Annotated in this window: 12 protein-coding genes and 1 pseudogene; 12 read left to right on the top strand and 1 reads right to left on the bottom strand. The window is 56.7% G+C overall.

What is annotated here, in order from left to right; genetic code table 11:
- The first annotated feature begins 6 nt into the window (after positions 1 to 6).
- The 3 genes from comD to QZ517_RS10015 all read left to right on the top strand — a co-directional run bounded on the left by comD (position 7) and on the right by QZ517_RS10015 (position 2818).
- On the top strand, positions 7 to 513 hold the full coding sequence (gene comD, locus QZ517_RS10025; RefSeq protein WP_294226044.1) for a sulfopyruvate decarboxylase subunit alpha: 507 nt from the start codon (positions 7 to 9) through the stop codon (positions 511 to 513).
- The gene (comE, locus tag QZ517_RS10020) at positions 510 to 1064 is read left to right on the top strand and encodes a sulfopyruvate decarboxylase subunit beta (RefSeq protein WP_294226041.1); all 555 of its coding nucleotides are present in this window, start codon (positions 510 to 512) and stop codon (positions 1062 to 1064) included. Before comD ends, comE begins: the two co-directional genes overlap by 4 nt.
- A gap of 173 nt (positions 1065 to 1237) precedes the next feature.
- A complete protein-coding gene (locus QZ517_RS10015) occupies positions 1238 to 2818 on the top strand; it encodes an ABC transporter substrate-binding protein (RefSeq protein WP_294226036.1) in 1581 nt (526 codons plus the stop codon).
- Between the two features lie 67 nt (positions 2819 to 2885).
- Here the strand turns inward: QZ517_RS10015 and QZ517_RS10010 are convergent, their stop codons facing one another.
- Positions 2886 to 5069, bottom strand: coding sequence for a thiamine pyrophosphate-dependent enzyme (locus tag QZ517_RS10010; protein ID WP_294226032.1), 2184 nt, complete (start codon positions 5067 to 5069; stop codon positions 2886 to 2888).
- A gap of 263 nt (positions 5070 to 5332) precedes the next feature.
- Between QZ517_RS10010 and QZ517_RS10005 the strand changes: the two genes are divergently transcribed.
- The 9 genes and pseudogenes from QZ517_RS10005 to QZ517_RS09965 all read left to right on the top strand — a co-directional run.
- Entirely contained in the window at positions 5333 to 5818 is a 486-nt protein-coding gene (locus tag QZ517_RS10005) for a hypothetical protein (protein WP_294226029.1), read from the top strand.
- A 131-nt stretch (positions 5819 to 5949) separates the two neighbouring features.
- Positions 5950 to 6645 (top strand): hypothetical protein, encoded by a 696-nt coding sequence (locus tag QZ517_RS10000; RefSeq protein WP_294226027.1) that lies wholly within the window; start codon positions 5950 to 5952, stop codon positions 6643 to 6645.
- A 99-nt stretch (positions 6646 to 6744) separates the two neighbouring features.
- The gene (gene secE, locus QZ517_RS09995; RefSeq protein WP_294226025.1) at positions 6745 to 6942 is read left to right on the top strand and encodes a preprotein translocase subunit SecE; all 198 of its coding nucleotides are present in this window, start codon (positions 6745 to 6747) and stop codon (positions 6940 to 6942) included.
- Positions 6943 to 7124: 182 nt separating this feature from the next.
- Positions 7125 to 7661 (top strand): transcription termination/antitermination protein NusG, encoded by a 537-nt coding sequence (gene nusG, locus QZ517_RS09990; RefSeq protein WP_283425951.1) that lies wholly within the window; start codon positions 7125 to 7127, stop codon positions 7659 to 7661.
- A gap of 132 nt (positions 7662 to 7793) precedes the next feature.
- Positions 7794 to 8291, top strand: coding sequence for a GNAT family N-acetyltransferase (locus QZ517_RS09985; protein WP_294226016.1), 498 nt, complete (start codon positions 7794 to 7796; stop codon positions 8289 to 8291).
- Between the two features lie 159 nt (positions 8292 to 8450).
- The gene (gene rplK / locus QZ517_RS09980; protein ID WP_294226014.1) at positions 8451 to 8876 is read left to right on the top strand and encodes a 50S ribosomal protein L11; all 426 of its coding nucleotides are present in this window, start codon (positions 8451 to 8453) and stop codon (positions 8874 to 8876) included.
- The gene (gene rplA / locus QZ517_RS09975; RefSeq protein WP_294226011.1) at positions 8876 to 9574 is read left to right on the top strand and encodes a 50S ribosomal protein L1; all 699 of its coding nucleotides are present in this window, start codon (positions 8876 to 8878) and stop codon (positions 9572 to 9574) included. The genes rplK and rplA overlap by 1 nt, the downstream gene beginning before the upstream one ends.
- Before the next feature lie 441 nt (positions 9575 to 10015).
- Entirely contained in the window at positions 10016 to 12241 is a 2226-nt protein-coding gene (locus QZ517_RS09970) for a methyl-accepting chemotaxis protein (protein ID WP_294226008.1), read from the top strand.
- A 273-nt stretch (positions 12242 to 12514) separates the two neighbouring features.
- Positions 12515 to 12720: pseudogene (locus QZ517_RS09965) on the top strand (fatty acid desaturase); the annotation flags it as partial.

Below are 12720 nucleotides of genomic sequence, written 5' to 3'. Positions count from 1 at the left end.
GGACAAATGGCGACAGATATGGATCATCAGATCGTGGAAGATCTGAAGGCGGCGGGGATTGATTATATCACCTCGGTGCCGTGCAAGCAGTTGGCCGGAGTGATTGAGGTGTTGGAGGATACCTCCGAGATCATGCACATGCCGTCCAACAAAGAAGACGAAGGCATGGGGCTCTGTGCCGGGGCCTTTATGGGTGGGATGAAACCGGCAATTGTGATGCAGAACACCGCGCTGGGCGTGGTGGTGAACACGCTGGCGACGCTCATTCAATTCTACCAAATTCCACTGCCAATGCTGATTTCTTATCGCGGTGAGGTGGGCGAGCCAGTGGCCTGTCAGGTGGAGATGGCGCTGCACACCAAGGCGATCCTGAACCAGCTGCACATCCCAACGTATCACTTCCACAAACCGGAAGACGCCGCTGAGCTGCCGGGCATTCTGGAGTATGCGCAGATGGCGTCCAAGCCGGTGGCCATCCTGTGTGATGCGTCTTTCTGGAGGGCCTCAGCATGATCCGCAACGACGTGTTCAAAACTCTTATTCCGGTGATCAGCGAGCATCTGGTAGTGTGCAACATTGGTGCGCCAAGCCAGGAGTTGCATGCTCTGGATGATCGCGCCTCCAACTTCTACATGCTTGGCACCATGGGGCTGTCCTCGTCCATTGGTCTTGGATTGGCTGCGGCGCAGGACAAGCCGGTGGTGGCGATTGATGGCGATGGTTCGGTGCTGACCAATCTTGGCACGCTGGCGACCATTGGCAACAACCCGCAAGGCAACTTCACGCTGCTGATCATCGACAATGGGTCTTATGGGTCCACTGGCGATCAGCCAACTTATGCGGGGATGAAAACCGATCTGGCAGCTGTGGCCAAAGCTTGCGGTGCGGAGAATGTGCAGACGGTTTTGGCGGAAAACACGGCGGAGGCGGTGAAGGCGGCAATTGCCAGCGACGAGATGACAATTATTGTCAGCAAGTGCGAAAGCGGCAATGTGACGGTGCCGGTGATCAAGACCAACCCAATTGTGATCCGCGAGCGCTTTATGGAAGAGGTGCGCCGCTAAGCCGCTTTAACCGCTGAACAATTGTTCAGTCAGGGCGCCTCTTTTGGCGCCCTTTTGCATTTTTTCTCGTAGCGCAGGCGGGTTATGCTCAAAAAACAGGCAGGATTTACCTTGATATTCGCGCCGTTGGCGTCAATCATCCCCGCACTAACTTTATCAGGGGAGTGAAATTGATGAAGTTCAAAACAATGATGCTGGCCACCGCCGCGATTGCAGCGATGCCAATGCTGGCACAAGCCGAAACCGTCCGTTGGGCCCGCGCAGGTGATGCGCTGACTCTGGATCCGCATGCACAGAACGAGGGACCAACCTCCGCGCTTGCGCACCAGATCATGGAGCCGCTGGTGATGCGTGACATGACCGGTGCCATGGTGCCGGCGCTGGCCACCGAATGGGGCCCGTCCGCAGACAACCCAAATGTTTGGGTGTTCAAGCTGCGTGAAGGGGTGACCTTCCACGATGGCGCTGCGTTCAACTCTGAGGACGTAAAGTTCTCGCTTGATCGTGCGATGACCGAGGACTCTGACTACAAAGAGCTGCTCGCGTCCGTGAAAGAAGTGCGCGCCACCGGCGAGTATGAGATCGAGATCGAGACCAACGGTCCAAACCCGATCATGGCCAACAACCTGACCAACATGTTCATCATGGACAAAGATTGGGCAGAGGCCAACAACGCGGTGAAAGTGCAAGACTATGAGGGTGGCGAGAACACCTTTGCGGCCAAAAACGCTAATGGTACCGGCCCTTACAAGCTGGTATCCCGTGAGCCGGACGTAAAAACCGTTCTGTCTGCCTATGATGGCTATTGGGGCAAAGATGAGTTCCCAATGCAGGTCACCGAAGTGATCTACACCCCAATTCAGAACGCAGCGACCCGTGTTGCGGCGCTGCTGTCGGGTGAAGTGGACTTCATTCAGGATGTGCCTGTGCAAGACCTTGGCCGTGTGAGCGGCACCGATGGTTTGGACGTGCGCACTGCGCCTCAGAACCGCGTGATCTTCTTTGGTATGAACCAAGCGGCCGAAGACATTGCCAACGACGACGTGGACGGCATCAACCCGATGTCTGACGTGCGTGTGCGCAAAGCGATGTCCATGGCAATTGACCGCGCGGCGATCCAGAAAGTTGTGATGCGTGGCCAGTCAGCCCCTGCCGGCATGATCTCGCCTCCGTTTGTAAACGGCTGGAACGAAGCCATGGACAGCTCGTCCATGACCGACATCGAAAAGGCCAAGGGTCTGATGGCGGACGCGGGTTTTGCGGATGGCTTTGGCATCACGCTGAACTGTCCAAACGACCGTTACATCAACGACGAGAAGATCTGTCAGGCGGCCGTGGGCATGCTGGCAAAAATTGGCGTGAAGGTGAACCTGGACGCTAAGCCTAAAGCACAGCACTTCCCTCTTCTGAGCAATCTGGAAACAGATTTCTACATGCTGGGTTGGGGTGTTCCGACCTATGACTCCGAGTACATCTTCAACTTCCTCGCCCACTCCAAGGGTGAGAAGTATGGCTCCTGGAACGCCACCCGCTTTGGCAATGCAGACCTGGATGTGAAGATCGAAGCGCTGGCCGGTGAAACCGATCTGGACAAGCGTAACGGCATGATCAACGACATCTGGACCGTTGTTCAGGACGAGCAGCTGTACATCCCGATCCACCACCAGGTGCTGAACTGGGGCATGGCCTCCAAGGTTGACACCATCGTGGCACCGGATGACACCGCCAAGTTCAAGTACTTCAAGCTGAACTAAGCTTGGAAGTCTGACACAAAGAAGCCCCCGCAGTTGCAAAGCTGCGGGGGCTTTTTCGTTTGTGGTGTTAGCGCTGTGACCAAAGCGCCTTTGCGGCCTCAGCAATGCTCTCGCGCGACGGCATGGTGGCTGCGTAGGCCGGGCCGGTGGCGATGAAGCTGTCATGCGCTGCAACGCGCGCGTGCGGCAGGTCAGTTTGTTCCTGCAGGAGCGCCATCAGGGCTTCGGACTGGCTGCCGGTGGTGCGGCATTCATCCACAATCAGGACTTTTTCGGCACCTTTCAAGGCGGCAAGAATACCTTCGACAGGCAAAGGCGCAAGCCAGCGCATATCGATCACACGGGGGTTGATGCCTTGCGCTTTCAAATCGGCAGCAGCCTGTGTGCTGAGATAACGCCCGTTGCCGTAGGTCAGGATTGCAAGTGGACCGTCGCCGTCCACACCAACTTCGCCAAGCGCGATGGATTGGTCTGGTGACGGATAAGTCGCCATCCAGCCGTTGTCTTTGTCTGTGGTTAGGTCGCGCATTGGATAGAGCGCAATCGGTTCGACCATGACCACCACGCGCTGTTCTTCGCGGGCCAGACGCACACATTCGCGCATCATTTTGGCGGCGTCGTCACCGCGGGAGGGGCAAGCGATGATCACGCCGGGGATGTCGCGCAGTACAGCCAGTGAGTTGTCGTTGTGGAAATGCCCGCCAAAGCCTTTTTGATAGCCAAGACCGGCAATGCGCAGCACCATTGGGTTGGTAAACTGGCCATTGGAAAAGAAGGGCAGGGTGGCGGCTTCGCCGCGCAGCTGATCTTCGGCGTTGTGCAGATAAGCGAGGAACTGGATTTCCGGCATTGGCACAAAGCCGTTGTGCGCCATGCCTATGGCGAGGCCAAGGATGGATTGTTCGTCTAGCAGCGTATCGATCATCCGGTCGGCGCCGAAGCGGTCTTTGAGTTTTTGCGTGACACCGTAAACCCCGCCCTTGGTGCCAATGTCTTCGCCCATCATCACGATCTCGCCGTGCTCCAGCATCAGATCGGTGAGCGCCCAGTTGAGCAGGCGCGACATGGGTTGCGGGTTGTCCATCTGTTTGAGGTCAGAGCCAAAGGCCTTCGCACGTGCTTCGTCACTGGGGCCGTTGGTGGGCGTGCATGTACGGGCAGGGGGGATCAGCGAGGCCATCACATCGTCCGCGGTTTTCAGGCGTGGTTTCGTCACGGCTTTTGCGGCCAGAGTTGCGCAGTGGTCTTCGCTGTCTTGATAGATTGCCAGCGCCTGATCCGGCGTCATCACACCAGCCTGATCGAGCAGGCGCACCGAATGCAGCAGCGGGTCATCGGCTTCCCAAGCTTCAAAGGTGGCTTTGGGCAGGTAGGCCTGTTGCATGTCTGAGCCGGCATGGCCGTAGAGGCGGACAACAGAGATGTGCAGGAACGCCGGTTTGCGTTGGGTGCGGACGTAATGCGCGGCGTCTTGGGCGACCTTGTAAGTGTCGTAGAGGTTCAGGCCGTCCGCAGAGAAGTATTTCAAGCCGGGGCGGTTGGCGTAGCTGGCTTTGATCCAGCCACCGGGGGTGCGGGTAGAGATGCCAATGCCGTTGTCCTCGCAGACAAACAGCAGTGGCATGGGGGCAGACTGGTAAGATGTCCAGCAGGCGGTGTTGATGGCGCCTTGGGCGGTGGAGTGGTTGGCGGAGGCGTCGCCAAAGGAACACATAATAATGCCGTCGTCGGCCAGACATTTGTGTTCGGGCGCGCGGCGTTTCCCGAGCCCCAGAGAATAGGCTGCACCGACGGCTTTGGGCAGGTGGGAGGCAATTGTGGAGGTTTGCGGAGGAATGTTGAGCACCTTGGAGCCAAGCACCTTGTGACGGCCGCCGGACAAAGGGTCGTCTTTGGCGGTGCAGAAGCTGAGCAACATGTCCCAGGCAGCATCCACGCCTTCGACCTGCGAGGAGCGCATGGTTTGGAAGGCCCCATCGCGGTAATGCAAAAACGCCATGTCATCAGGACGCAGGGCGGCGGCGACGGCTGCCATGCCTTCGTGGCCGGAGGAGCCAATGGTGTAATAGCCATTGCCCTCCGACTGCATCTTGCGGGAGCGGCGGTCGAGGTTGCGGCTCAGGCACTGGGCAGCAAAAATCTCCGTCGCCAAGCCCGCTGGAAGCGCGTCATTGGGCGCGGAGCCGGTTGGAAACTCTTTGGATGTGATGCACGCGCGAAAACCGCCATCAACCACGTCTGCTCGGTCCATCTTTGCCTCCCATGATGGTGCTGCACCTGCGTAGCATTTGTTTTGCGAGAACAACAATCCAAGCGACCCCGCGTCAATGTCGTTTTGGATCAAAAGAATACATCAGGGTGAGAAGCGGACCTTATTGTTGTCGTGAAAGGACCCAGTTTCGCCCCAATCTCAGCCGTCCTCCGGCCGTATTTACCTTTCATTAACCAAGGCAATGACTTGCGGAATGTTGACCGCAGGCGCTGCGAGGGCGGCTTAAGTGTGAGGAGTGGGCAATGAGGCATGAGTTTCGCCTTGGAGATTTTGAACCGGTTCAGCCGCAGGCGGACCAAGATGGCCAACAGGATGTTGCGCCAGATGTGCGGGTTGAAAACCGCCGTTTGATGCGGGAAGCCAAACGCCGAATGGCGAAGCTGTCTGGCAAGTCTGCCACCCCACAAGATGAGCTGCAGGAAGGCCTCGCCGCGCATTCTAATACGCAAGCCACGCTGACCCGGGCCGAAGATACAAGTGATGAGAATGTGCGCTGGCCACGGCCACGGCTCTTGGCGCTGATTGTGATGATCACATTGGCCGCGGTTGTGCCGTCGATCACCATGCGCCTTTTGATCTGGATGGTGGTGATGCTGTTGTTGACAGCGGTGCTTCTTGGGCCGGAAAGGGCGCGGGATGCCGTTTACGCATCAGTGATGCATCTGTCCCGGATGTGGGGGCGAGAGATTGGCATTGTACGCCGTCTGTTGGACCGGATGGCGCCCTAACAACCCGGCGGGTGTGTGATCCGCCACAGTTTTTCCATAATTTGACCCAAGGAATGCCTTGCTGCCCTGCAAGGCTGCTGAGTTACATCGCGCGTTGCGATGGGGGTGTTGGGTAAAAATTGGGTTGAGATATGCAAGAGACTGCCACTGCGCCGGAGCGGCTAAAGCCGCCGCAATACGGCCAAGACATCATAGAGCCGGGTGAGCCGTTCACCGATGCGACGCTGGACACGATCCGTGCCCTGCTCGCCGAATCTGATCCGGTGCCACAACCAAAGCCGCTGGAAGAAACCGTGTTGTTTGCCGGTCGACGGGCAAGGCGCGATAAAAATCGCGACACAACCCAGCCGGAAATTCACACGGCTCCCCCCGCGGTAGAACCACAGGATCCGTCGCCGTTCCCGGAACTGGCGGCGCAAGACGAAGACTTGTTTGAGATCGAGCGCTCTTGGCGCACGATTGAGGTGACCGAGGGCAGCGCAGGTCGTAGCCTGCGGCGGTTTCTGATGTCCCCCCGTCTGGTGGCGGTGGTCTTTTTGGCAGGCGTTGTGGCCTGGCAACCTTGGTTTATCCCTATGCTGGCATTGATGTTTGTCTCGTCTCTGTTGCTGGTTGGGGCCTTGATCGGACAAGATCGCATGGCGCGCATTGTGCTCTATATGCTGAAGCGGTTTGTTTGGGCCGATCCATCGCTTGGTCGGGTGTTGCAAAAGCTTCTTCCACACCGCTGGCATCCGGTGTTGTACCGTCCGACATCTGAGAACCCGGCCTTTGATGGACCAATTGATCCCGGCTTTGCAGCGCGGTTGGATCGCATCAAATCCTAAGATAACTGCACCTAAGGTGTGATTGCTTTGGTCTTGGGCCTTGAATTTGCCTGGCGGCCCAAGTATGTCGACCTCTGATCAAGGCAGAGAAGAAGCGTCATGGCGAAAACCAATCCGATCACATTCATTCAGCAGGTCCGCGCGGAAGTATCCAAAGTGGTCTGGCCGACCCGCCGCGAGGTATTGCTGACCACCGTGATGGTGTTCATCTTAGCGGCGCTCACAGCCGTGTTCTTCTCGCTGGTGGACATCCTGATCCGCTCCGGCTTGCAGGGCGTTCTGGCGCTGTTTGGCTAAGCTGCACGCGGCGGTTGTCTCTTGAAATCAAGGGGCAACGGCGCTACGCACTGCTTTAGAAGATACCGGGCGTGTGGCGATTCGAGTTGCACGCCGATTTTTTGTTTCTAACAGTCTGTTTGAAGACTGTGACCATAAACGACACTCCGGCGCGACGCCGACAATGACGGGAAAACGAACACATGGCGAAACGGTGGTATTCGGTTAGCGTCCTTTCGAACTTCGAAAAGAAGGTCGCCGAGACAATTCGCACATCGGTCGAAGAGCAGGGGCTTGAGGACCAGATTGACGAAGTGCTGGTTCCAACCGAAGAAGTGATCGAAGTGCGTCGCGGCAAAAAAGTGACCTCCGAGCGCCGCTTTATGCCGGGCTACGTGCTGGTGCACATGGAAATGAGCGACCACGGCTATCACCTGATCAACTCGATCAACCGCGTCACTGGCTTCTTGGGGCCACAGGGCCGTCCGATGCCAATGCGGGACGCGGAAGTTCAGGGCATCCTGGGCCGCGTGGAAGAGGGTGAAGCCTCCACACCAAAGCTGTTGATCAGCTTCGAAATTGGCGAGAAGGTCAAAGTCAACGAAGGTCCGTTCGAAGACTTCGACGGCATGGTCGAGGAAGTCGACGACGAGAACCAGCGCCTGAAAGTGACCGTGTCGATCTTTGGCCGCGAAACCCCGGTCGAGCTTGAGTTCACGCAGGTGACCAAGCAGATGTAAACTTGCTACATTGCAAAGAGTTTAAAGCGCCGTCCTTTTGGGGCGGCGTTTTCTTTTGGAGTTGATATGCGGCCAAGAGGCGCGACCTGAGCGGGTGCCCAACCTCTTGCATCTTCTGGGGGAGAGTGGATTGTGTGGCGTAAACCTTTCAAAGACGGGCGGGGCAAAATGATCATCCGGCAAGCAAAATATGAGGACGCGGCAGAGGTGAGTGGTTTTCTGAACGCTTTGGTGGCGTTGGGAAAACGGCGTTTGCCAGCGGATGAGGATTTTGTGCGCAATGTATATATTGGCCACGCGGACAACATCGCTTGTTCGGTGGCCGAAGACGCAGATGGCACGTTGTTGGGTATCCAAATTCTGAAGCTTGCAACAGAAGGCAATCCCTACGGCGTGGCACCCGGTTGGGGGATCATTGGCACCCATGTAAACCCAAAGGCGGCGCGGCGTGGGGTGGGGCGCAAGTTGTTTGCTGCCACGCAAGCCGCCGCAGCGGCGGCTGAGGTGCGAACGATTGAAGCGACAATTGGCGCCAAGAGCCCGGATGCGCTGGCGTATTATGACTCGATGGGGTTTGAGACGTTTAAGAGCGACGACGAAAAAGTTTGTAAGTGTTTTGATGTGGGGTGACGCACACCCCTTGCCAACCCAGTAAAACAAGCATAAACGCCCCTCTATCGTCTTCGGGCGAGATTCTCTCGTGGGAGGTTTTGGCATCGCGATGTCGGATCGGACCACGCAACACAAACCGGGCGGAACGCGTTTCGCTCATGTTGAAAGGAACACCAAATGGCTAAGAAGCTTGCTGGTAAAATGAAGCTGCAGGTTCCTGCAGGTCAAGCCAACCCATCCCCACCCGTAGGTCCAGCGCTGGGTCAGCGCGGCATCAACATCATGGAATTCTGTAAGGCGTTCAACGCCAAGACACAGGATCTGGAAGCTGGTGCGCCGTGCCCAACCGTGATCACCTACTATCAGGACAAGTCCTTCACCATGGACATCAAGACGCCACCTGCGTCTTACTACCTGAAAAAGGCTGCCAAACTGAAGTCCGGTGCAAACCTGCCTGGCCGTGAAGTTGTTGGCTCTGTCACCGCTGCTCAGGTGAAAGAAATCGCCGAAGCAAAAATGAAAGACCTGAACGCAAACGACATCGAGGCTGCTATGCAGATTATCCTTGGTTCCGCGCGCTCCATGGGCATCGAGGTGAAGTAATGGCAAAGCTTGGTAAACGTACTGCCGCAGCGCGTGACGCGTTCGCAGGCAAAAGCAACCTGAGTGTTGAAGAAGCTGTTGCTCTGGTTAAGGGCAGCGCTGGCGCGAAATTTGACGAAACCGTCGAAATCGCTGTTGTTCTGGGCGTTGACCCACGTCACGCGGACCAAATGGTTCGCGGCGTTGTTGGCCTGCCAAACGGCACCGGCAAAAACGTACGCGTGGCTGTATTTGCCCGTGGTCCAAAAGCCGAAGAAGCTCAGGCAGCTGGCGCGGACATCGTTGGCGCAGAAGATCTGATGGAAACCGTTCAGGGCGGCACCATCGACTTTGATCGTTGCATCGCGACACCGGACATGATGCCTGTTGTGGGTCGTCTGGGTAAAGTGCTTGGTCCACGTAACCTGATGCCAAACCCAAAAGTTGGCACTGTGACTATGGATGTGAAAGCAGCCGTAGAAGCAGCCAAAGGTGGCGAAGTGCAGTTTAAAGTCGAAAAAGCTGGTGTGGTTCACGCCGGTGTTGGCAAAGCCTCTTTCGACGAAGGCAAGCTGGTTGAGAACGTGCGTGCCTTTATGGGTGCGATTCTGAAAGCCCGTCCAGCTGGCGCCAAAGGTGCCTACGTGAAGAAAATCGCTCTGAGCTCCACTATGGGCCCAGGTGTGACCATCTCCGTAGACAACGCATCTGCACAGTAAGATCACACGATCTATCAGATTTGAGGGCGTCCCAATGGGGCGCCCTTTTTGGTTCACAGGTTTACGATTCGCGTTCTCAAACTGCTCAAAAAACAATCAGAGCGCCTATGTGGTGTTCACCGCATCAGAGTGAATTAATTTGGGTCGCCAAAAAACTTAAAAGAGAGCGGTGGGAATTTTGCGCTCACCTTGAAGGTGTAATTTGTAGTAGAATCCGAGGCTTAATGTGGTTCTTTGGTGTTTGTTAAGCCCTTTGGCTCAGGCGTTGACCATACGTTAGGACAGCCGATAGGAACTCTAATGCCACGCCTCAACTCAATCCCGCTTTCCAGAAAGCTGCCGATTTTCATAGTCGGTTTTAGCATTCTGCTTGCGGCTGGACTGATCTCAGCCAGCCTTTTTGCACTCCAAAAATACGCCTTTTCGGCGGTCGAGAATCAGATGTTCTCTACGATCTCTGATCGACGATACGCAGTGCGACAGATGCTCAAAGGGGTTGAGGCGGATCTAGAATCCTTGTCGGTTTCTCCGGCCACGGCCAATGCATTGGTGGATTTCAATCAGTCTTGGGAGGCGTTGGGGGGAGCCGCGCAATCCGAGCTGACAAAATCCTACATAACAGCAAACCCAAATGAGGTTGGCTCAAAACATTTGTTGGATCGGGCGCAAGGGGACGCGGCTTACCACACAAATCACGAGCTGTATCACCCGGGTTTGCGGACCCTGATTGACACAAAAGGCTACTATGATGCCTTTTTGATCAACCCAGCTGGGGACATTGTCTATTCGGTGTTCAAAGAAATGGACTATGCCACCAGCCTTGTGACGGGGGCCTACAAAGACAGCGGTCTTGCCACGGCATTCAAATCCGCTTTGTCCGGCGCGCCGGGCAGCATGAGCTTTGATGACATGAAACCGTATGCCCCAAGTTACGGGGCCGCAGCGGCCTTTATCGCCGCTCCTGTTCGCGGGGCAGACAACACTGTTTTGGGTGTGGTGGCTTTGCAAATCCCGGTCGACATGATGGGGGCCATTGTGAACAGCAGCCTAGGACTTGGCGAAACCACGCAGATATTCATTGTGGGCGACGACGGTTTGGCGCGCACAACATCACGCTTTGAGGATGCGTTTCAGGTGCTCGACCCTCTCGAGATGACCCACCACATGCAAGAAGCGCTTGATGGGCAGAGTGTCTATGAAGTGGATACCGGTCTTAATGGCCAGCAGGTGGTCTCATACGCCAAACCGCTCGAACTCGACTATGCCAACTGGGCCATTATCGCTGAACAAGATGTCAGCGAGACCATGGGCCCGGTCTGGGCGCAAGCCCGCATTCTGATCGCGGTGAGCGTTCTCATGGCGTCGGCTCTGTCGGTGCTTGGGTGGATGTTTGCCCGCTCTATCACCCGTCCGCTGAGCAACATCAGCGATGATATGGAAAAGATCTCCGGAGGCGATTTTGAAACGGAAGTTGCCGCGGCGGATCGCGGCGATGAAATTGGGGATCTGGGCAAGACCCTTGTGGCCATGCGTGGCGATCTGAAGCAAGCCAACGATGCGGAAGAGCAGCGTGCAATAGCCGCGCGCGAGCAGGAAATTGTCGTTGAGAAGCTGAGCGCAGGCCTTGGTCAATTGTCGCAGGGGGACTTTGCCCGCACAATTGATCAGCCGTTTGCGAAAGATCACGACGCGCTGCGTTTGGACTTCAACAAAACCGTACATCAACTCAATGCCACTGTGTCCAAAGTGGTGCAGTCTGCTGACAGCATTAAAAGTGGTGCGGCGGAGATCAGCCAGTCGTCCCTAGACCTGTCCCAGCGGACAGAGAACCAGGCGGCCACATTGGAAGAGACCGCAGCAGCGTTGAAAGAGATGACCAACAACGTGGAAACGGCCGCCGAAGGCACACGCAATGTGGAAGAAGTTGTCGCCGAAGCGCGCACAGAGGCAGAAGTCAGCGGCGAAGTTGTGCGGGATGCGGTGTCGGCGATGACCGAGATCGAGCAAGGCTCGCGCCACATCTCCCAGATCATTGGTGTGATCGACGACATTGCGTTTCAAACCAATCTGTTGGCTTTGAACGCCGGTGTGGAAGCCGCACGGGCAGGCGATGCTGGCCGCGGATTTGCGGTGGTGGCGTCCGAAGTGCGGGCTCTGGCGCTGAAGTCCTCGGATGCAGCAAGCGAGATTAAGGCGTTGATCAGCGACAGCACGCAGCAGGTTGAAAGCGGCGTGGACTTGGTGGGCAAAGCTGGCGAGGCGCTGACAAGCATCGCTGATCGCGTCAACAACATCTCACAGATGGTCTCAGAGATTGCCCGAAGCGCCACGGATCAGTCGGCAGGTCTGGCAGAGATCAACGCAAGCGTTGTGCAGCTGGACCAGGTCACACAGGCCAATGCGGCCATGGTGGAGGAATCCACAGCCGCGGGTCAGATGTTGGCCAAAGACGCGACTGAATTGATGGGCATGGTGTCGGAGTTCAAGACCGATGCCTCAGCGATTGTCGATGAGCCCGTCAGGAAGGCGACGCCCAAAGCACCCTCAGTGGTGCCTAAAGCTGCCAATCCGGCACCAGCACCAACCCCTCCGCCAAAGCGCAAGTCAGCGCCTGTTGCGGTGGATGGCAATGCGGCGGTTGATATCGAGCTGTGGCAAGACTTCTAGCCAAAGACATAGTCACAGGCGTCCGTGCGCAGGTTCTGCTGCGGGCGCCAGTCACCCAACAATGTGTCCGCCAGAGGGGATTTCCCATTTGGCGGCATCAATCGTCGGCACTGGCGGGACACCCCATTGGGTGCGCTATGTCGTCGCCTTTGGCGGTAAAACGCCGGAAAATGCGAAAAAACTGACGCCGCGGCAAGAATGTGATCAAAAATCAATTGCCAGCCGCGTGCTTTCGTCTATCCACATCGCAACGAACAAAACACTGGCAGGCAAATGGTAATCCACTCCGTTCCACAAATCGATCAGCCTGTCGAGCGTTCCGCGCGCGAATGGGTCAAAGTCCTCGCGCAATACCGTGAGCCAAACGAGGCGCGCAGCGTCTTTGAATTGGCGGTGACCTTGGTGCCTTTTGTGGCGCTTTGGGCTTTGGCGTGGTGGAGCATGTCGATCAACCTGTGGCTGACCTTTGCCATTTCAGT

Origin of the sequence: uncultured Shimia sp., from assembly GCF_913054185.1 — a bacterium.
GTDB lineage: Bacteria > Pseudomonadota > Alphaproteobacteria > Rhodobacterales > Rhodobacteraceae > Shimia.
The sequence above is the reverse complement of the archived record's forward strand: the minus strand, read 5'-3'. Positions and strand labels throughout refer to the sequence as shown.